The sequence below is a fragment of the Niallia sp. Kr1 genome, assembly GCF_050389805.1.
In the GTDB taxonomy this organism is placed as follows: Bacteria; Bacillota; Bacilli; order Bacillales; family Cytobacillaceae; genus Bacillus_BD.
Window position 1 is genome coordinate 4,096,142 of the sequence record NZ_CP130945.1, and the last position, 20,687, is coordinate 4,116,828.

At 35.7% G+C, this 20,687-nt stretch carries 22 protein-coding genes; 8 read left to right on the forward strand and 14 right to left on the reverse strand.

The annotated features are described in order from the left end of the window. Positions 1 to 244: 244 nt before the first annotated feature. Positions 245 to 1,285, reverse strand: coding sequence for a uroporphyrinogen decarboxylase (gene hemE, locus Q5760_RS20080; RefSeq protein ID WP_428909379.1), 1,041 nt, complete (start codon positions 1,283 to 1,285; stop codon positions 245 to 247). A gap of 216 nt (positions 1,286 to 1,501) precedes the next feature. On the opposite strand from hemE, the gene Q5760_RS20085 reads away from it, so the two are divergent. Further along, positions 1,502 to 2,023 carry an antibiotic biosynthesis monooxygenase family protein gene (locus Q5760_RS20085; RefSeq protein ID WP_428912645.1) on the forward strand — a complete coding sequence of 174 codons (522 nt, stop codon included), beginning with the start codon at positions 1,502 to 1,504 and terminating at the stop codon, positions 2,021 to 2,023. A gap of 24 nt (positions 2,024 to 2,047) precedes the next feature. Here the strand turns inward: Q5760_RS20085 and Q5760_RS20090 are convergent, their stop codons facing one another. The 4 genes from Q5760_RS20090 to Q5760_RS20105 are packed head-to-tail and all read right to left on the reverse strand — an operon-like array spanning position 2,048 to position 5,469. Next, entirely contained in the window at positions 2,048 to 2,716 is a 669-nt protein-coding gene (locus Q5760_RS20090; protein WP_428909380.1) for a phosphatase PAP2 family protein, read from the reverse strand. 48 nt (positions 2,717 to 2,764) lie between these two features. After that, a complete protein-coding gene (locus tag Q5760_RS20095; RefSeq protein WP_428909381.1) occupies positions 2,765 to 3,487 on the reverse strand; it encodes an EcsC family protein in 723 nt (240 codons plus the stop codon). A gap of 37 nt (positions 3,488 to 3,524) precedes the next feature. Further along, positions 3,525 to 4,736, reverse strand: coding sequence for an ABC transporter permease (locus tag Q5760_RS20100; RefSeq protein WP_428909382.1), 1,212 nt, complete (start codon positions 4,734 to 4,736; stop codon positions 3,525 to 3,527). Continuing rightward, a complete protein-coding gene (locus Q5760_RS20105; RefSeq protein ID WP_428909383.1) occupies positions 4,729 to 5,469 on the reverse strand; it encodes an ABC transporter ATP-binding protein in 741 nt (246 codons plus the stop codon). The genes Q5760_RS20100 and Q5760_RS20105 overlap by 8 nt, the downstream gene beginning before the upstream one ends. 713 nt (positions 5,470 to 6,182) lie before the next feature. Between Q5760_RS20105 and Q5760_RS20110 the strand changes: the two genes are divergently transcribed. The 5 genes from Q5760_RS20110 (at position 6,183) to Q5760_RS20130 (ending at position 10,195) form a co-directional block, all read left to right on the forward strand. Next, positions 6,183 to 6,602 carry an HIT family protein gene (locus tag Q5760_RS20110; RefSeq protein ID WP_428909384.1) on the forward strand — a complete coding sequence of 140 codons (420 nt, stop codon included), beginning with the start codon at positions 6,183 to 6,185 and terminating at the stop codon, positions 6,600 to 6,602. Positions 6,603 to 6,741: 139 nt separating this feature from the next. Beyond that, positions 6,742 to 7,824 carry a 3-phosphoserine/phosphohydroxythreonine transaminase gene (gene serC, locus Q5760_RS20115; RefSeq protein ID WP_428909385.1) on the forward strand — a complete coding sequence of 361 codons (1,083 nt, stop codon included), beginning with the start codon at positions 6,742 to 6,744 and terminating at the stop codon, positions 7,822 to 7,824. A gap of 119 nt (positions 7,825 to 7,943) precedes the next feature. After that, positions 7,944 to 8,474 (forward strand): tryptophan transporter, encoded by a 531-nt coding sequence (locus Q5760_RS20120; protein ID WP_428909386.1) that lies wholly within the window; start codon positions 7,944 to 7,946, stop codon positions 8,472 to 8,474. A gap of 552 nt (positions 8,475 to 9,026) precedes the next feature. After that, positions 9,027 to 9,380 carry a YtxH domain-containing protein gene (locus tag Q5760_RS20125; protein WP_428909387.1) on the forward strand — a complete coding sequence of 118 codons (354 nt, stop codon included), beginning with the start codon at positions 9,027 to 9,029 and terminating at the stop codon, positions 9,378 to 9,380. 239 nt (positions 9,381 to 9,619) lie between these two features. Beyond that, positions 9,620 to 10,195 (forward strand): HTH-type transcriptional regulator Hpr, encoded by a 576-nt coding sequence (locus tag Q5760_RS20130; RefSeq protein WP_428909388.1) that lies wholly within the window; start codon positions 9,620 to 9,622, stop codon positions 10,193 to 10,195. A 3-nt stretch (positions 10,196 to 10,198) separates the two neighbouring features. On the opposite strand, the gene Q5760_RS20135 is transcribed toward Q5760_RS20130, so the two are convergent. Beyond that, positions 10,199 to 10,534, reverse strand: coding sequence for a DUF1878 family protein (locus Q5760_RS20135; RefSeq protein ID WP_428909389.1), 336 nt, complete (start codon positions 10,532 to 10,534; stop codon positions 10,199 to 10,201). A gap of 385 nt (positions 10,535 to 10,919) precedes the next feature. Between Q5760_RS20135 and Q5760_RS20140 the strand changes: the two genes are divergently transcribed. Next, positions 10,920 to 11,105, forward strand: coding sequence for a hypothetical protein (locus Q5760_RS20140; protein WP_428909390.1), 186 nt, complete (start codon positions 10,920 to 10,922; stop codon positions 11,103 to 11,105). A 49-nt stretch (positions 11,106 to 11,154) separates the two neighbouring features. Here Q5760_RS20140 and Q5760_RS20145 read toward each other — a convergent pair whose 3' ends face one another. Further along, positions 11,155 to 11,238: a YjcZ family sporulation protein gene (locus Q5760_RS20145; protein WP_119707122.1), complete on the reverse strand. Its 84-nt coding sequence runs from the start codon at positions 11,236 to 11,238 to the stop codon at positions 11,155 to 11,157. Between the two features lie 76 nt (positions 11,239 to 11,314). Further along, positions 11,315 to 11,395 (reverse strand): YjcZ family sporulation protein, encoded by an 81-nt coding sequence (locus Q5760_RS20150; protein ID WP_428912646.1) that lies wholly within the window; start codon positions 11,393 to 11,395, stop codon positions 11,315 to 11,317. Positions 11,396 to 11,579: 184 nt separating this feature from the next. Between Q5760_RS20150 and Q5760_RS20155 the strand changes: the two genes are divergently transcribed. Next, a complete protein-coding gene (locus Q5760_RS20155; RefSeq protein WP_428909391.1) occupies positions 11,580 to 12,443 on the forward strand; it encodes a peptidylprolyl isomerase in 864 nt (287 codons plus the stop codon). 48 nt (positions 12,444 to 12,491) lie between these two features. On the opposite strand, the gene Q5760_RS20160 is transcribed toward Q5760_RS20155, so the two are convergent. The 6 genes from Q5760_RS20160 to Q5760_RS20185 all read right to left on the reverse strand — a co-directional run bounded on the left by Q5760_RS20160 (position 12,492) and on the right by Q5760_RS20185 (position 20,559). Then, positions 12,492 to 12,683, reverse strand: a complete 192-nt coding sequence (locus Q5760_RS20160) for a sporulation YhaL family protein (RefSeq protein ID WP_428909392.1) — start codon at positions 12,681 to 12,683, stop codon at positions 12,492 to 12,494. 253 nt (positions 12,684 to 12,936) lie between these two features. Further along, positions 12,937 to 15,915 (reverse strand): AAA family ATPase, encoded by a 2,979-nt coding sequence (locus tag Q5760_RS20165; RefSeq protein WP_428909393.1) that lies wholly within the window; start codon positions 15,913 to 15,915, stop codon positions 12,937 to 12,939. Positions 15,916 to 15,918: 3 nt separating this feature from the next. Then, positions 15,919 to 17,139: a metallophosphoesterase family protein gene (locus Q5760_RS20170; protein ID WP_428909394.1), complete on the reverse strand. Its 1,221-nt coding sequence runs from the start codon at positions 17,137 to 17,139 to the stop codon at positions 15,919 to 15,921. 336 nt (positions 17,140 to 17,475) lie between these two features. Beyond that, complete coding sequence (locus Q5760_RS20175) at positions 17,476 to 18,726, reverse strand: ABC transporter permease (RefSeq protein WP_428909395.1); 1,251 nt, start codon at positions 18,724 to 18,726, stop codon at positions 17,476 to 17,478. Beyond that, on the reverse strand, positions 18,719 to 19,618 hold the full coding sequence (locus Q5760_RS20180) for an ABC transporter ATP-binding protein (RefSeq protein ID WP_428909396.1): 900 nt from the start codon (positions 19,616 to 19,618) through the stop codon (positions 18,719 to 18,721). Before Q5760_RS20180 ends, Q5760_RS20175 begins: the two co-directional genes overlap by 8 nt. 149 nt (positions 19,619 to 19,767) lie before the next feature. After that, positions 19,768 to 20,559 carry an enoyl-CoA hydratase-related protein gene (locus Q5760_RS20185; RefSeq protein ID WP_428909397.1) on the reverse strand — a complete coding sequence of 264 codons (792 nt, stop codon included), beginning with the start codon at positions 20,557 to 20,559 and terminating at the stop codon, positions 19,768 to 19,770. Between the last annotated feature and the right edge of the window lie 128 nt (positions 20,560 to 20,687).

Below are 20,687 nucleotides of genomic sequence, written 5' to 3' on the forward strand. Positions count from 1 at the left end.
AAGACGAGCCGGTAAGAAGATTGTTCTTTAATCTTCTTGACGAATTGTAAGAAATGTATAGGTGACTATCTAGGGTCAAAGGGCGTAAGACGAGTACTTCTTAAGAGAAGTACTTGGCTTATCCTTTCGTCCCTAGGAGCCGACACTAGACAATCTTGTGACCTCGAGGGGGATGGTTGCTTGCGCTAGACATCAATCTAACTTAAAAAAACTATATTTTCTAAACAACCCGAACTTAGTTACCTCATTTCTTAGCTGCTGAGTATTCATGAATGAAGGCGGTTAATTTCTTTAATGTATCAGGATTCACTTGTGGAAACACACCGTGACCTAGGTTAAAAATATAACCGTCTTTTTCCATCCCTTGATCGAGGATAGCTTTCGCTTTTTCCTCAATTACTTCCCATGGTGCTACAAGAAGGGCCGGATCGAGGTTTCCCTGAATCGATTTCGTTACACCTAAATTTCGTGCCTCACGTATAGGAAGACGCCAATCTAATCCAACAACATCAACAGGAAGATCATTCCATTCAAGAGCTAAGTGACTTGCTCCCACACCGAACATAATCAAAGGTACATTTTCTTCCTTTAAAGAAGATAAAATTCGGGTCATGGTTGGTTTAATAAAGGTACGGTAATCCTCTACATTCAATGCTCCAACCCAAGAATCGAACACTTGAATCGCCTTTGCTCCAGCGTTAATTTGAGATTTAACATATGTAATTGTCATTTCGGCAAGCTTGTCCATAAGAGCAAACCATGCTTTTGGTTCAGAATACATAAACGCCTTTGTTTTTGTATAATTTTTTGATGGGCCGCCTTCAATCATGTAGCTTGCTAATGTAAAAGGCGCGCCCGTGAAACCAATTAAAGGCACGTTCAAATGTTCCCTCGTTAACATTTTAATCGTTTCCAAAACATAAGGTACATCTTCTTCTGGATGAATTTCACCTAGTTTTTCAACATCTGCTAATGAAGTGATTGGATTATCAATTACTGGTCCAATTCCTGATTTTATTTCTACATCTACCCCAATTGCAGGTAGCGGTGTCATAATATCCTTATAAAGAATGGCCGCATCAACTCCATAATTTTCTACAGGTAATCGTGTGACATATGCACATAATTCTGGTTGATGGGTGATTTCAAATAGAGAGTATTTTTCTTTAATTTCACGATACTCCGGCTGTGAACGCCCTGCTTGACGCATATACCAAACAGGAACATGATCTGTTTTTTCTCCCCTTGTTGCTTTTAAAAAAGTGTCGTTAAATTTTCTTTCCATTCCCTATACCCCTTTCTAATAACACATATCTCTAGTGTAATATAGATAATCGTTAAAACGAAATTGATAAACGTACATTTTTATGACAATTATCATGATACCTTTTTATAATATTATTGTATAGTTTATCGCTTTCTCACAAAATAATGATGATCGTTACATTTGATTGGGAATGATTTGTTTCTAGATTTATAATGAGGGAAAAGGGTGATTACGATGAATATGTACTTTACAGGTGGTACAGAAGACTATTTAAAAAAGATAATCGAGAAACATCGAAATGAAACGCTCCTATTGATGCAAAATGAGGATATTTTTTTGTTGGCTCATGAAACAGAGGGAAGTTCGGTTTTTAATGAACCGAAAAAATATGAAATAATCGATTCTTCTGGATCACTAACCGCAACTACTGGATTTGCAGGATGCAATCATATCCCTGTAAGCGATGAAGGTCGTCCATTATTTGAATATCGCTTTAAGAACAGAGCAAGGTCCATTGAAAAAGAACCTGGTTTTATCGCGATTCGTGTATTACGTCCACTACGCTATGATACGTATATGGTGTTCACTCTTTGGAAAGATGAAAAGGCCTATCATCAATGGAAAAAATCCAAATCGTTTTCAGAAGCTCATGCGAAAGGTGAATTTGATAAGAAACAGAACCCCATCATTTTCCCTCGACCGTCCTTTGTAACAAACTATAAAATCTATGAAGAAAAAGAAGAAAAAAATAACTGACTGGACGCCACCAGTCAGTTATTTTTATTGGTTTAATGGGAGTGATTTTGACCCTTTTTTCATCTGACGATTCTTCATATTAGAACTGAAGACAAAGTAGATAACCAACCATAGTAAAGACCAAATCAAACCAATCGTGTACCCTCCAAGAACATCTGTAGGATAATGATCCTGTAAGACAATTCTGCTTAACCCAATTAGGGTCACCATCATAAATGCCATAATACCAGTACCCCACTTAAATTTAACCGATTTAAAATGGGAAATCAAAAAGGTAGCTGATATAAAATACAGAATGAAGCTTACCATGGCATGACCGCTTGGAAAGCTTAACGTTTCCGCTAATTCTGCGGTAACAGGTCTTTCTCTACCAACTACTTCTTTTAACCATTTGCTCATTTCATTTCCTAACGCAACCGCCAATAGCAAAATAACGATTCCGATAAGGTCTCGTTTTTTGAAGCCAAGCCAAATGACCATCATCAGAGCTACAATCCCAATTCCGATTGTGTCGCCTAATTCCGTAACCACGTTAAAAAAAGAAACACTAGCTTCTGGAAACAGAGATAATACCAATTGGTTTAGGTCCTCATCCAACGCTAAATGCTCATCATGTCTTACACCACTTATTAGAAAAACGGTGGACACAAGTGCGAGGACCAATAATAAAATCATCCATCTTATTTTCTTCATTTCTCCAACCCTTTAAATCCTTTCCCCTTTTTATACAGGAAAATTATACTATAAGGTTGGAGGTGTTGTTAATAATCTTAATCGATAACAATTTTTCGCGGTTTCGCCAAGTTGGTCGAGTAAATTATAATTGGCATAGGCTCCTACAACGGCACCAATTCCTGGTACAAGCTGAAGCATTTTTACAAAATCAATATAATCCCGATACTCTTGTTGAAACGCTTGCCAATCTAATTCCACTAGCTCTAATTTTCGTTCTTCCCAGTTTTCAATCAGCTCCATTGTTTCTCTTCTTTTTTCCGCACTCGAAAACGCTAATTGAAAAACAAGCAAAATAAAAATTCGTTCTTCATATTTTTTCGTATCAAAGCCATATAAATTGGCCACATCAAATAAAAATTTCATCTTAATCGATAAAAGAAGCGGAAAGTCGGCAAGCCCTAAAAGAATCCCTCCTGCACCAGTCCCGGCTCCTTCAATGACCGCGGACTTACGATAGGTAGACAATTTTTGTTGGAAGATTTCATCCCGCTCTTTTAGCGAATAATAAGCTTCTTCACTCTTTCTCGTCGTGATTTGTGAACCCGTTAACGTTAATTTTACGAAATTTTTAATCCCTTCTGTAATGACTACATGGGCTTTTTCCGGGATTTTTTCATTAATTTTATCTTGCATTCCTTTTGTCATCCGTTGAAACAGCTTCGGCTTTTTTAATATTTTTCGCTTCCATTCTAAAATCTCATTGAACGCTTGTTCCTCGTATTGATTCATGTATGCGAAATCTCTCCTTTAAGTTGTTACGCTCCATTTATTCACTGATCTTTCTTTTACTATACATGTAAACAAAATATAGACAAAAGACGATTCCAGCTAATAAGGAAATGATTGCTGACATCCAATCTCCCTTGACGAAAACAACAGCCGATAATAACAGGGCTTGCAGTCCTAAAATATTACGAATCATTCGCAGAAAAGTTTCGTGCTTTATTCTATTACTGATTGGTAACAACTCAAGCATGAAATGATTCTGATGATGCTTCCATAATGGCAGCAATTGGAAACCTGTTAAATAAAGAAATAGAACAACGAGAATAACTTGTCCGATGCCAAAGGTCAGAAAATAAATCGCCACACCAGCAATTATTGTTAAACGAATGAATAAACCTAAATAATCACCTGATCGCAAGAATGTTCTACCTAATAAATAAATATAGGTGTGATCTTGTTGAAATGGGATTCTTGTAAGCAGGTTATCGAGTGCTTTTCTACGCTTTATTTTATTTTTTAACTTAGGAACATCAGTAAATAAATTAGCCAGTTGATAAAACGCGGTCATTCTTCGTTCATCTTGTTCAATTAAATACTCCCATTTTAATCCTTTGTTTTGCGATTGTTGACGGTAATACAGCAATAAACCAACTAAGAGAACTGCCGGAACCGCTATTAGATACGGTTTCGCGTTAGAGAATAATAAATAAAGGAAAACAAGATTTACAAAAAATCGAATAGCTGAATCAATGCGATGATTGCGGACTTCATTGTCGTATTGAACAAACCAACGAATCCAGAGATTAATGGCTTTTGCTCCTAAAACTATGAGTAAGAAGATCCAAAAATCTTTAAATTGTCCGTTATGAACAGCTGCATACATTGGCATTAATACAGCAAGTACAACCAATAATACATACACCCCAACAAAAAAACTAATTAGAATCGACTTTTTAAAATACCCCTGTAGTTTCGTTTCTAAGGGAAGTAGAAAAATTCGATCGGCATCTGACATAAACGTATAGATAGGACTGTATGTAACGAGTAGTGCCATGAGAACAGCCATGATCGGAGCAGCTGGAAAATCAGCAGGGAGCGACTTTAGCCATTCTTGATAGTAGTAGGCAGCCGTACCTAGCAAAAAGATAAAAACAATGACAAGATGACCATTCAATATATATCTGAGGTAACGGGAAAGTTCACGGTTCGTCCGGCTAAACCGTTCTTTCCATAATAATTTTTCATCAAACATGGTCTTCTTCCTTTGTCAATCTAATATAAAGATCGTCTAATGTTGCGTTCGGCATCCGAAAATCCTGACGCAGCTCATCCATTGTTCCTTGAGCCTTTACCTTACCTTCATGGAGAATAATAAATCGGTCGCAATATCGTTCAGCAGTCGCTAAAATATGAGTCGACATTAAAATCCCAGCGCCGCTTTCTTTCATTTTCTCCATGAGATCAAGCAAAGATTGAATTCCAAGTGGATCAAGTCCCACAAAGGGTTCATCCACGATATACAGAGATGGCTGTACTAAAAAGGCACACATAATCATGACCTTTTGTTTCATCCCTTTAGAAAAATGTGCCGGAAACCATTTGAGTCTTTTTTCCATTCGAAACTCTTTCAATAGGGTTTGTATTCTTTCCTTATATACAGCTTCATCCATCCCGTAGGCCATTGCTGTTAGGCGTAAATGTTCCTGAAGTGTCAACTCTTCATATAGGACGGGGGTTTCTGGTACAAATGTAAATTGTTTTCGATACATTTCTCGATCTTGTTCAATCGTTCTCTCATTGATGGTAATTTCCCCTTTATGTGGTTCCATCAATCCAATAATATGCTTAATCGTTGTACTTTTCCCTGCCCCATTTAAACCAATGAGACCCACTAATTCCCCTTTATTAACGGAGAAAGAAACATCCTTCAATACAGGATTTCTTGTATATCCACCAGTTATATTTTTTATCTCTAATAAAGACATCAAAAACGTCCTTCCTATTATGGTTTCTATGTTGATTGTAAGAAATGATAGGAGTCCTTGTCCAGTTTTGACTAGGACTCTTTTCTTAAACTTGTTACTTTTAAAGGAAATAGATGATTGACTTTGTTTTCAATGTAAAAATCATCTTTACGAAACTTTGACAAGATATTAAAAAAGAATTAATAAAGGAGTATATAAATTTCAATATCGGACATTCTAATCTATGTAGGGGAAACAACCTTGATGATGAAAATCATCAAAAATTGAAATGAGGTGTCTGCAAAAGACAATTGTTTCGATTAACCCATATGCTTTAAAAACGTTCCTAATAAGGGGATGGTTGTAATGCACAAGTTGTATGAAAACCAAGAGGATTCCTTTCACCAAAGTTCAAATGAAATAATTTGAAAATGAGGTGTTTGTCAAAGATAACGTTCCTAAAGTTCTATAAGATTTTGCAAAAAAACTTATAAGAAATAAGGGGATGGTTAGCTTGAACAAAGGATCTGAAGTTCCTCAATAAACACAAACATTTTACTAATAAATGAGGTGTTTATCGCAGAACAGTACCTGTAGTGAACGAAAGTATATGACTCCCCTGCATCAGGGTGGGATTCCATGCGAATCCTGCCCTTTTTCTATGTAGAAAAAGTTTACCAGTATGTTACAATAATTGAAACATCTTACATAATGACGGAAAGGGTTGAATTAGGATGAGTGATTGTATTTTTTGTAAAATCATCAATGGAGACATTCCTTCTGCAAAGGTTTTTGAAAACGAAAAGGTTTTGGCATTTATGGATTTAAGTCAAGTAACAAAAGGACATACGTTAGTGATCCCAAAAATACATAAAGAAAACGTCTATGAATTAACACCTGAAATTGCAAAAGATATTTTCGAAGTGGTTCCGCAGATTGCCAACGCCCTAAAAGCTACATACAATCCAGTTGGCTTAAATGTCGTAAACAATAATGGTGAAAAAGCAGGTCAATCTGTCTTCCATTTCCATATGCACTTAATCCCACGCTATGGTGAAGGAGATGGATTTGGAGCTGTATGGAAGAACAATCAAAGTGATTACTCCTCATTAGACTTGCAGCAAATGGCAGCAGATATTAAGAGTCATTTTTAAAATATTTCCTTCATGAAATTCTCCTTTTTGGAGAATTTCTTATTTTTCAAAAATAAGATATGTACTTTTCGACAGAATCTGAGTACTATTATGGAAGAAAATATTTTTTGCTTGAAACGAAAATGAGGAGGTTTTTTTAATGAGTCGTGCACTAAATTTTAACGCAGGTCCAGCTGCACTACCAGAATGGGCGCTTAAGGAAGCGCAAAGTGAACTACTGAACTTTAGAGGTACAGGCATGTCGGTAATGGAATTAAGTCATAGAAGTAAGGATTATGATGCCGTACATAACGAAGCCATTTCGTTATTGCGTTCTTTACTTTCCATTTCCGATGATTATGAGGTTCTATTTTTACAAGGCGGAGCGAGTCTGCAATTCTCTATGGTCCCTATGAATTTGCTCAAAGACGGGCAAACCGCTTATTACGCTTTAACAGGTTCATGGTCTGAAAAGGCCCTAAAAGAGGCGCAAAAATTAGGTAAAACTGAGGCTGTCATCTCCAGCAAAGAAAATCAATATAAAAACATTCCTGCTCTTGATCCATCATCCATTCCTAATGATGCAGCATATTTACACATCACAAGTAATAATACGATCTATGGAACTCAGTGGCATGATTTCCCTTCCGGATTACAAGTCCCACTTGTTGCAGATATGTCAAGTGATATACTATGCAGACCATTAAATGTAGAGCAATTTGATCTTATTTATGCGGGTGCTCAGAAAAATTTAGGTCCTTCTGGAGTAACGGTTGTCATCATTAAAAAGGATTTACTAGCTCGTTCATCCCATGAATTGCCAACCATGTTAAATTACAATACGTATGCTAAAAATAATTCTTTATATAACACACCACCAACTTTTGGAATTTACCTTTTATCACTTGTCCTAAAATGGGTGGAACAACAAGGCGGGCTTACAGCCATTGAGAAGATCAATGGACAAAAAGCTGCCCTTTTATATGATGAAATCGACCAAAGTGAAGGCTTCTATAATGGACATGCTGAGCAAGACAGCCGTTCAACTATGAATGTGACGTTCACGTTGAACTCTGATGAAGCAACGAAAAGCTTTTTAACTCAAGCGAAAGAGGCTGGGTTTGTTGGTTTAAATGGACACCGTTCTGTTGGTGGATGCAGAGCCTCTATCTATAATGCCGTTCCACTGGAAAATGTAGAGAAACTTGCACAATTTATGAAAGATTTCAGAAAAAATTATTAATAAAAAGATGCTTTAGACAAGCTTATTATGCTATAATAATAAAAACTTTTCGCTACAGGCAATGAGTGCACTGTAGGAAAAGACAGTTTTAGATAAGATTAGATGAGGAGAGATGAGAAATGAATACAAAAAAATTGGTTGCCATTGCTCTATTGATTGGAATGGGGACAGTATTACATGCAGTTGTTCCTGGATTTGTTTTTGGGATGAAGCCGGATATGATGCTTACGATGATGTTTTTAGGAATTATCCTTTTTCCTGATAAAAAAAGCGTTCTATTAATCGGTCTTGTAACAGGAATTATTTCAGGGATTACAACATCCATGCCTGGAGGCTTTTTCCCAAATGTGATCGATAAATTCATCACAGCATTTGTCTTTTTTGGGATCTTCATGGCTCTAGGTAAATTAAAGAAAAACATTATTTCTGTTTCTGTTTTAACAGCAATTGGAACATTAATTTCAGGAGCGATTTTCCTAGGTGTTGCATCAGTCATTGTAGGGCTACCAGGACAGTTCGCAGCAATGTTCGCTGCAGCCGTATTACCAGCAGCAGCAGTCAATACAATTGTCATGATTGTACTATATCCAGTAGCAACAACAATCATGAGCAAAACGGCATTCACTGGACAACAAACAATCAGCCAATAACTGTTTGAAACCCGTCTTAAATTGGCGGGTTTTTCTTTCTAACTAAAAAAATCAAATTCTCTCGCAAATTTTGCGCACGGATCTAAACCTTAAGCTCGTTCGATAAAATACCTGAAAAATCCGGTCCATCCACCGGAGGCTCAGGCTTTTCAGCCAGAATTTAAACCTACTGTGTATGAAAAACTTTTAGTGTTCATCTCTAACTTTAGTAGTATATGAGTACGGTACCTGTCAAAGATTTCGGTATAAAAGCATTTGCCCAATTTAGGTTAAAAGATTTTTAAAACAATACTAATTAGTAAAAAAATAAGACTGCACTGACGTAGTAAACGAAACTTTTTCTTCAACAAGACTTTGGGTGGATAGGCACTTGGCCTTTTTATCGCCAATGCATAATAGATGCACAGCAAACAAGACAGAAGACTTAAGGAAAAAAAGAATAAACTCAACCAGCAGCACCCCCAGTATTTCAGACAAGCATAATTTAGAATATGCGAGTTAGGGTAACGATATGAGTACACTCAACAATTAGAAATAAATGAGGTGATTAAGATGAAAGGAAAATCATACATCAAAGGCTTTTTAACAGGGGCTTTTTTCTCCGGTTTGATCACACTGTTTTTAACCCCAAATTCTGGTAAAGAAACTCGTCTAAAACTAAGAGACACAGCAGAGTCATTTATTGATCAACTCTCAGAGGTCCAATCTCACTTACTCCAAATCCAGAAAGATATTGCTTCCGCTACAATAGAGAGCAAAGAAACCATCCGTACCTTTATGTCAGATTTAGAAACAATCATTGCAAATTGGAAGAAAGATATAAGCCCCCACCAAGTACAGCTGCAGAAGGAAATCGCTTCTCTTGAGGAAACGATTGAAAAAATTGAAGCGTCTCTACGTAAATAGTATGTAAATTCTGACATTTTTTATAAAAAATAGGAAAGAAAAGCAGGATTTTTTTCTTTCATAATCGAAAACAAATATACTGTGTTAATATTATTAACAAAATTCAACCATTACCAACAAAATGAGCAGAATTTACGTATATTCTAAAAATTTAGTAAATTAATATCTTTATTAATCTTTATTTTATTGGCATAATGATAATAAAGAGAGAAAGAGAAAATGAAAAGGGGTATAAGAGGATGGAAGAAAAAGAATTTTCTATAAAGGAAGCGTTGCTTTATACGCAAAGAATTGCGCAATTAAGTAAAGCATTATGGAAATCTGTCGAAAAAGACTGGCAGCAGTGGATCAAACCGTATGATTTGAATATTAATGAACACCATATCCTATCGATTGCGTATCACTTAAACGGAGCTTCCATCTCAGATGTTGCTAAATTTGGGGTCATGCATGTATCAACTGCCTTTAACTTTTCTAAAAAGTTAGAAGAACGAGGGTTCCTTGAATTTTCCAAAAAGGAAAATGACAAACGAAACACCTATATCAAGTTGACAGAAAAAGGGGAAAAGATCTTTCTAGAATTATTAGAAACCTATGACGGAACTCAAACGTCTATGTATACTGCCTCTTTACCATTAAAAGATCTATATGGAAAGTTTCCAGAATTTATGGAATTAATGGCCGTCATCCGTAATATTTACGGTGATGACTTCATGGAAATCTTTGAAACTTCTTTTAACAATATCAATCAAGATTTTATAGAAACAGAAGGAAAATTGGTTAAGAAAACAAACTTAGAAAAGGAACTTATATAAGTACTATAGATATTTTTTAAGTTCAGTCATAAGTGGAATATACAATCCCTGCGTTAAACAAGCTGAAATAACTTCTTGGGCTGTAAGTTTTGGATGAAGATCGCGAGTAAACTTTTCGAAAAGCGGATGAAAATAAACAAAACCTTCCGCTTTCTGTTCTTCATAAGCTCTGCTCAATCCTTCACAATCTTTATAGAATTGTTTAACTTCGTCTTCAGTTAGCGTTTTTTCAATGATTAATTTATAAAACGATTCTTGTGAATTACGATTCATTTTTAATAATAGAGATTGATGGTATTCCAGCATTTGTATTTTTTTTGCAATAGCCTCTAAATCCATATCTGTCCCCACTTTAATTAAGGTTTATTCTCATTTAATAGTAAAACAAAAGAATATAACTATTGATTTTTTATTGCTTTCAGCGTAAATTAACATAGTAAGTTCAAAAGTTTTAAATAAGTTAAATACGTTATGTATGTACATTATTTTACCATTTCAATGACTTTTCAGGTAGATTAATTGTTTATTTGCAAGTCTAATAGTTGTTTTAATTGTCCCATTCAAGGCATATACATAATAGTAACTCCATTTAACCCCACTTTACCATTAATTGGCTTTTTTATTAATCGTGATCATATACATTGATCTCTTTTTCAGATTATGAATTGTATTATACCTTATTCACGATGCAGAATCAGCCTCTTTAAAAGGAGGAATTAATGAAGTGCTCTTTTTTTATATTTTATTTGCGACGTTTTTCTTATTTCATATTAATAGGATGACCAATATCCTTTGCCTGCAAAAGGAAATTCCTGAAGAAAAGCAGACCGGTGTGTTTAGAACGGTTAATATTCTCGTGACCATTTTACTCATTTCTGCCTACGTTGAAATTTTGGTCGCCATTACGTAATAAAAAGCGGTGATATCATCACCGCTTTTTACATATGTTTAAATCCATCTTATAACCAAGCAGCTCCAACAATGATTAATAAGATGAAAAGAACTACGATTAACGCAAATCCTCCACCGTAAGAGTGACCCATACTTAATACCTCCTTTTCATGGTATTCCTATATCTCTTTCATCTAATTGACACCATTCAGTTGGGTGTTTTTCGTTTTAATAGAAGGAAGCACCTACGATAATTAGTAAGATGAACAAAACAACGATTAACGCGAAACCACTGTTATATCTCCCCATTCTTTTTTACCTCCTTTCTTACGATTTATCATATGAGCGAAAGACCAATTTGTAATGGACATTCACCCAGTTTCTTGAAAATTTTTCTCATAATCGTTACCTATTCTTTTGTCAGAACCTAAATTTATGGTATAGTTATCCTTGTTACACAAACGACTTAATAATATTCTGGGAGTGTTAATACGTGAAAAAGTGGATATTACCTTTAACCATGGCGGCCGGAATTCTGTCTTTAACGGCTTGTAATGGAAACAATTCAGATCTAATTGTAGAATCAAAAGCTGGAAATATCACAAAGGATGAATTCTACGATGAAATGAAGGATATGGCCGGACAAGCTGTATTACAACAAATGGTTTATGAAAAAGTGTTATCTGATAAATATGAGGTATCTGATAAAGAATTAGATGAAAAAGTCGCTGAATTTAAAGAACAATATGGAGAAACGTTTTATCTTCAGTCTGGATTCCAAGATGAAGAGTCCTTTAAAGAAGATTATTTAAAAATAAATCTTTTATTAGAGAAGGCGATTAACTCTGATATTAAAGAGGCAGATGTGAAAAAGTACTATGAAGAAGAATATCGCCCAGACATCAAGGCTAGACATATTTTAGTTGAAGATGAAGAAACCGCTAAAGAGGTAAAATCAAAACTAGATGCTGGAGAAAAATTTGAGGATTTAGCAAAAGAATATTCAAAAGACGGTACAGCTGAAAAAGGCGGAGACCTTGGTTGGTTTGGTCCTGGTGCTATGGTTCCTGAATTTGAAGAAGCAGCCTACGCTCTAGATGTGAATGAAATTAGTGAACCGGTTCAATCACAATTTGGCTTTCATATTATCCAAGTAACAGAAAAGAAAGAAAAAGAACCTTACGAAGAGGTTAAAGATGAAATGAAAACCGAGTTACAGAACGCTCGTTTAAGTAATCCAACCATTATTCAAGGCGTGATTGACCGTGAAATGAAAGAGGCTGGAGTAGAGATTAAAGATAAAGATCTTAAAGATACTTTAGGTACAGGTACTGAAAAAGAAGAAGAAAAAGAATAATCAAAAGACCCGCTTAAGGTGATCGGTTACCTTAAGCGGGTCTTTCCGTTATACGCCCATTGACTTTTCAGTGGTTCTTTTTTCTTCACGTTCCTGTTCGAGTCGTTGCATATAAACTTCGCCTTCACGTTCAATAATCTCGTCTTCCATTTGCCTTTCTTCTTTACCCGTTTTATATACCATAAAAGCACTAAAGACAATTCCCATAACCACTAAATACATCCAAAAAGGAATATCCATTTTCATCCACCCTTCCCAATGATATATTCGCTCCAGCGAATTTGCGCCCGGATTATTATCAAGCTTGCTCAATAAAATTCCCTAAAAATCCGAGGCATCTTCCGGAGACTTTAACTTTACCCCTACTAAAATTTCATTATGATGTATTCATTTTAACGCTTTTAGTAGTATGAGTTTTCTATTTATTAAGTTAAAGGTTGTCCATATATTTTATGAAAGGATGGATAGGGATATGTCACAACATGAGCTTTTTTTATGAAACGACCCTTTCTTCATTCATATCAATAACATCATCCCAGTGCATATATTCTACTAAATGTTCGTGACAGGTAAAGAATAGAATTTGGTTGTCGTCCAATTCTTGTAATAAATGAATGACTCGTTTTGTCCGGGTTTGATCAAAGTTTACGAAACTATCGTCAATGATTATCGGAAGCTTATATTTTTCATAAACCGTTATGGCTAAGGCCAAACGGATGGAAATATAAATTTGTTCAGTTGTTGCTTGGCTTAACTCATTTGCTTCAAAAAGGAGATGATCCTTCCTTTCAATGATAAAACCACTACTATCTTGTTTAGGTAAAATTCGAATATAATTTCCCCCTGTTAAAAACTGCAAAAACTCCTCTGCTTTCGCAAGCATTTTTGGGAACCATACCTCTTTAAAATTATTAATCGTTTTCTGTAAAATATCTTTTGCCACAGAAAACTTGACCCACTCTTTTGCGTCACTTTCAAATTCATATTTTAATTGTTTATAACGATGGAGAAGCTCAGCATATGTTCCTCCCTCTTCAATCATGGTGATTTTATGTTTAACATCCGCAAGTTCCTCATTATTACCAGTGATTCTTTGCTCTAGTTCCTCAATTTCAATTTCTATTCCTTCTATTTTTTCGCCAATAGCTTGATCATCAATGGACTCTAACTCTGCAAAGTCTATTTGTGATAATTTTAGTTGAATATCAATGTTATTCCATTTGTTTATTAAATCAGCCTTTAATTGTGCTTTCTTGCCAATCTCTCTAAAATCGATTTCATCTTGAGTACCCGCGATTTGATAAAGTTGATCGATTTCTGCTCCTATTTCCTTTAATTCGATTTGTTCAACTTTATACTCTTCTTCCAGTTGACGGTATTGTTCCTGTTTCTCCTGATATTGAATATGTTTTTCCAATTCCTGTCGCAAACTTCTTTTTAGCAGATAGGCTGTCTCATGATGGGATGTGTTTACGTTTTGAAGTAGTTGTAATGAAAGTTCCTCTAACAAAGAAACAATGTCCTTTATGGTTGCTTCATTGGCGTTGATCCTTTTCATTAATGATTCTTTTTCTACATACATTTTTTTCAATTCATCGATAATCTCAAATGCATCGTTTAAGTGATAAAGAGCAATATGATTAGGAAGTTTTAATTCCTTTCCCATTTCCAATAACTCTCTATGAAGCGCCGCCTCATTGTGTTCCCATTGCTCAAATAAATCAACAATATGGTTATACTGGTTATGCTGATTTTTCAACATATGAGATAACTGTTTTAGCTGTTCTCTCGTTTCATTGTCTTGATCAATCTGAATTTGAAATCGTTCAAAATGGTTCAACGGTGTACGTAGTTCTTGCTCGTATGCTGATTTTTTCTCTTTTAAATGAGCAATTTCCGATTGAATGGAACGGATCTCTTTTGCAGAGGAATCCTTCAAGAATGACCATATGATAAACAACAGCCCTAAACCACCTAATAAGAGGAAAGAACGGGTATCTGAAAAGATTCCCCAGACAGATAGACTAATGAATAAAATTCCTAATACGATGTTCTGAACTTTATGTTGCGAACTTCTTCTTTTTTCTTTTTGCAGGGATTTCTTTAAGCTGACTAGCTTTTCTTCCATATTCTCTTTTTGAAACAAAACATATTCTTTTGCCTTTGAACGGGATAAAAGATCCTCCAATTTTTTTCTTTCTTCTTCTGGCAACAACTCCTGTTTAAGTTCTCTTTCTTTTGATTCTAACTCCTCTAACCGGGCTTTTTCTTCTTGGAATCTTTCATCAAGTTCCTGTTTTTTATCCGTTAAACTCTTCTGTTTGGAATTCAGGCTTACAACCTTTTCCTTTACAAAGACACTTGTGTTAATTGTGATAATGTCTTGCTGTGAAAGAGGTAAATGAATCTTTTTATGGAGAAAAATTAACTCTTCCTCTAATCTTTTCATTTGTGCCTGCAGTCCAATTAATTCCTGCTTTGTCTTATCCAATAAAGGTAGGTTTTCAACAACCGTATTGATTTCATTCTCTTTATGAATTAGCTCGAAGTTTGGGGTTAATTGCTCCAGTTCACCCTTTAAATGTTCTAGTCTTTGCTCTAACGTATTTACCTTTCGTTTTGCTTGAGTATGTAATCCCATTAATTGATCGAGTTGTTCAATTCCTTTATCGGGAAAAGTGATATTTTCATATTGGGTTAATTCATTTTTAAGTATTTTTCCGTCTTGATAAAGCGGATAAACACGATCCAGTTTTTCCCACTTTTCTTTTTTGCTTCTACATTCGGTTAAAGCCCTTTTCAATTGTTGGATTTCAAATTGTATACCATCTCTTTTTTGGAGTAGTGACAAATATTGGTCATTATTTCTCTCAGCTTTTTTTAGTTCACCACGCAGCTGTTGCAGTTCCTTCAGTTTTACATTTAACTGTGGATTTCTCCCATTATTTTTAAATCGCGTGTCAAGCTCCTTGGTTAACTGATTTTCTGCTTTTACCAATTGGTCTGTTCCGACTGTTCCAATCGAGAACAAAAATTTACCCAAATCCTGTTCTTTCATTAAATGGATATTTTGTAATCCATGTAGATTAAAGGAAAAAATAGATGTATATAAATGTTTATCCATTGACGAAAGCAACTCTTTTAGAAACTCTTCTCCGCCGATTTGACCGTTTTCTAATCTGACTACTACATCACCAGTTGCTTTGCCTTTCACTCGCTCAATAATTGCCCTTCCATAGTTTGGAAAATAAACGATTAATTGACCCCCGTATTTTGCTCCTTTTTTCGGTTCATAGCGGAGCTCTGTTTGCTGTTTCGTTGGAAATCCAAACAAGATACTATGAATAAAAGACATAATCGTCGATTTTCCGGCTTCATTGTTACCAAAGAAAATCTGTTTTTTTCCTAAATTTGTAAATTTAACATTTTCAAACTTACCATAGCCATAAATATGAATCTCTTCTATTCTCAATATTTACCCTCCCTTCTTAAGTAATGTAACGAGTATGTCTAAAGCTTCTTGTTGGATTTCTTGTTTTTCCTCGTCTGACAATGGATCTAAAAATTTAGCTGCAACAGGATGATCATATAATGGCTTCATACTTTGCGAGATTATTTCAAATTGATCTGCCGTTTGAAACATTTCCTTATAAAACGCCGACTCTGATTTAAGAGTGTTTCTGTCCCATTCGATTGCTTGCCTTGTAGTGATGGTAATGGGCCATACGAAAGAATCTTCACTTTTTTCTTCATCTTGTAAGGCCTGTAATATGTCTCCGTTTTTTACATTCATCCATTCTTTATCATTCAAGCGAAGGTTCGATAGGGAAATAGAGAGTAATCTTCCATGTCCAAGTGTCCGTTTTTCCTCCATCATCTTTTGAACTAAGATGTAGAGATCTTGGAAGGTCTTAACGTTACTACAATCAATGTCCAGTTCATCCCAAATAATATCAGCTGTTTTAATAAATTCCATATCTGTTTCGACATCAGACATTTTGACAAGATAACAGCCTTTTTCACCAACTTCTTTACGATTTCGACCTTGAATATTTCCCGGGTAAGAAATATATGGCGAATTGTGGATAATCTGCCTCTTGTGTATATGTCCCAAAGCCCAGTAATCGAACTTTTTATCCAATAACTCAGTCGTTGTAAAAGAAGCATATCGGCTGTGTTCACTATTTCCTTCATAATGACCATGAAGAATTCCGATATGAAAGTCTGCTCCTTCCTTTTTACGGTATTGGAATAATTGATTGTCTTCTAAATGTCGGGTTGGATAGCTGAAGCCGTATAAATGAACTAAGGTGTTGTGTTTCCTATAGGATTTGACATCTACGTAGTCTGGAAAAATATGGACATTATCTGGCATTTCTATGTGCACCCAATCCCCATTTAAATGATCATGGTTTCCATGGACAACAAATGCTTCGATTCCTGCCGCTTTCAACCTGTCCATTTCTTTTCTCAGTCTTGTCTGAGCCCGGATACTCCGATCTTGTTCATCAAATAAATCTCCTGCTAAAATAACGAAATCAACCTCGTGGTGGATGGCTGCATCTACTACTTTCGATAATGCTGTAAACGTACTTTCTTTTAGCCGTTCAAAGATTTCCTTTGGCAAATAAGATAGACCCACCATCGGACTATCTAAATGCAGGTCTGCAGCATGGATAAAGGATATTGTTTTCATCTTCACTCTCCACTCGTACTCTAGATTATAGTTATATATTACCATCATCAATAAGCGAATGCACGTTCTTATATTAGTATGATGTGGATTCTGATTATTTAAACAGGATTAGTAGAAGCCGAATTTGAATTTACCGGGCACTTCTGGCTTGGACTTTTAGTTATAAAGAATTGGAGAAGCATTCTCATGGACATTTTCTATGGATTTTCCTTCATAATGTCCTTGAGAATCTTTATAAAAGACTTCCCCCAAGGAAAAGGCTTTAGAACCCCCAAATGGATAAAAATCAAAAAAGCCCTTGAGAAGATCTACTACCTTCTCAAGGACTCCGCAAACTCATTCATCTTTTGTAAGCTGTAAGGCTTTTTTAATATCCTTAAAGGAATTTGATTTTCCATACATTAAGACTCCGCCTTTATAGACACGAGCACCAAAAATCGCAAGAATGACGATAGAAACCACTAAAATCGCAATCCCTAGAATCGGTTCCCAAACAGGCAACTCAAGCATTCCAACTCTCATAAACATGAGCATTGGGGTGAAGAATGGAATATAAGAACTAATCGTCATGAACGTGGTATCTGGTTGATTCAGACCAAACATCGCGATCATAAACCCTCCAATCACCAGGAACGTCATCGGGGTGATCATTTGATTGACATCTTCAATTCTTGAAACCAGTGACCCGAGAAAAGCGGCAAGCGTTGCATAAAGGAAATAGCCAAGAATAAAGAAAATAATGGCATAAATCACCGTTGAAATCGGGACATTTTGAAAACCTAAAAACTCAAAAAATCCACCTTGCATCTTTTCCAAATTTTGTTTAACAAAGAAGTAGCCTACCCCTAACAAAAAGGCCATCTGCGTTAAACTTAATAGGGCGATCCCTAAAATTTTTCCAAACATTTGCTTGATCGGTGAAACGCTGGAAATTAAGATCTCCATCACACGAGAGGATTTCTCTGTGGCCACCTCCATCGCAATCATGTTCGCATACATGATGACAGCAAAATAGATGACGAAAAGTAAAACATAAACAAGACCTCTGGCTTCACTTAATTCTTCCTGAGTCTTAGCATTTTCCTTTAAGGCAATCCGTTCAAATGGAACAGGTTCATTTAATTTCGCTAACTGGTCTGGTGTTAACTGAAGCTGAGCTGCAGCCATTTGACTTTTGATCCCTTGCAAAGCGAATTGTAAATCACCTGGTGTTGCATAATCCGATACACTCAATGATTTGTATGTAGCAACCGGTAAGCCATCCTCATCAACATTTAAAACAAGCAACCCTTCATAGACACCATTTTCAACATCTGCCTCAGCCTCCGATTGTGAGCCTGAAAATTCCTCAACCACAAGCTCTTCATTAATGGAGTTCACCTGGGTTTCAAACAGAGCATATAGTTCGCCTGTTTCATCCATCACAGCTACCTTTTCTTCTTCATCCCCATTAAAATACTCCATGATATTCGTTAAATTGGTTAATCCAATGATTAACACAGCCATAATAATCGTTGTTAAAAGAAAAGACTTCGTTTTTAATTTGCTTGTATATGTATGAAATAAGATAATCCAAAAATTATTCATAAGAGGCACCTACCTTTTCAATAAAAATATCATTTAAAGAAGGCTCTTCTAATTCAAACTTGGAAATGAACCCCTTATGAACAATGCCCTTTAGTATATCAGATGCGATGGATTCTTTTTCAATTTGGAGAGTTACCCCTTCGGTTGTTTTCCTTCCTTGTATCACGCCGGGATAATGAAGTAAATCTTCTAAATCAAAATCACTATGTATCACTAAATTCTTTTTCCCAAAAGCTCGTTTAACGTCTTTTAGGGCTCCATGAACAACTGGTTTTCCTTTATGCATGATGCAAAGATGCTCACACATTTCCTCTACATGCTCCATACGGTGACTGGAGAAAACAATGGTTGTCCCTTTTTCTTTTAACTCAAGAACAGCTTCTTTCAAAAGTTCTACATTGACCGGATCTAAACCACTAAACGGTTCATCAAGAATCAATAATTTAGGCTTATGTAAGACTGCAGCAATAAATTGAATTTTTTGCTGGTTTCCTTTTGAAAGTTCTTCCACCTTTTTATCGATGTATTGAGGTACTTTAAAACGAGAAAGCCAGTATTCCAGTTCCTTGACCGCCTCTCTCTTGTCCATCCCTCGTAAGCGGGCTAAGTATACGAGTTGGTCACGAACCTTTAATTTTGGATATAAGCCTCGTTCCTCTGGAAGATAGCCAATAATTGAACTTGTTGAATAATCAATTCGCTTCCCGTCCCAAGTAATCGTGCCATTAGTCGGATTCATTAAACCCAAAATCATTCGAAAGGTTGTTGTTTTCCCAGCCCCATTTGCACCTAGAAAACCAAACATTTCCTTCTCAGGAATGGATAGGGACAGATGATCAACTGCGGTAAAGTTTCCAAATTTCTTTGTCACATCTTTAATCTCTAATGTCATTAATTCGCTCCCCTTTATTATATTCAATGTCCATACTACGTTAAACAACTCAGAAAAGATTCAAATCGTGACACTTTTAACAAAGATTTTACAAAAAATTGCAAATAAGGGGTACTGTTCTCAGACCCCTTTGAAAAGAATAAGTGCGTTTACTTTCCAAGGTAAGTAGGTTTTCGGTTTTCTTTAAAAGCCTGACAGCATTCTTGGTAATCCTCTGTTTGCATCATACGGTACAAGGCAAACTTTTCTAATTCAAGCATTTTTAATAAATACGGACGGTTCTTTTCCCCAAGTATTTTCTTTGTTTTAATCATCGCTAGAATCGGGCTACGCCCCCATTGCTTCACTTTATTATCGATTGCTTCGTTTAGATCACCTTTGGCAATTTCATTGACTAAATTAAGGGCTTTAGCTTCTTGCGCAGATAACGTCTTTGATTCCCATATCAGATGACGAGCACGGTCTTCGCCCAATCTTCTTTCTAAAAAGAAATGAGCTCCACCGACAGGGATGATGCCTTGTTCCATTGTATTCATAACGAATTGGCAACTTTCATCGACTAAGATATGATCAGTAGCTAATGATAAACTAATGCCAAGACCAGAAGCTCTTCCACTAATTCCCGCAATCGTAATCTTCGGCATACTATAGATCGTAATCATTAACTCATTGATTAGCTCCATTGTATAATAGAAATCGTTTTCATTTTCAATCTCATTTAAAATACTGTTACGGAATTCAGAAAAAAAGGCTTCTTCTTTTCCAGTTAATATGACGATTTGGATCTCATCTGATAAACTAATTTCCTTTAATTTTTGGATAAGTTCTTTGATCATATCATTTTGAATACGATGGAGAACATGTGGCTTTTCTAATTCTATTTTTGCTACTCGACCGTTAACCTCGACTTGTAGTGCATCTTTAAGAAAATTGACAGTCATCCCCTGTTTCCCCCCTAAGTCTTACTTTTACTAACCTTCTATATCATACCATGGACCAAAATCATTTTTTAGTATTTTCTAAAAAATTCCACACAAAAAGTCCCCTATCATGAACTTACATGTTAGGG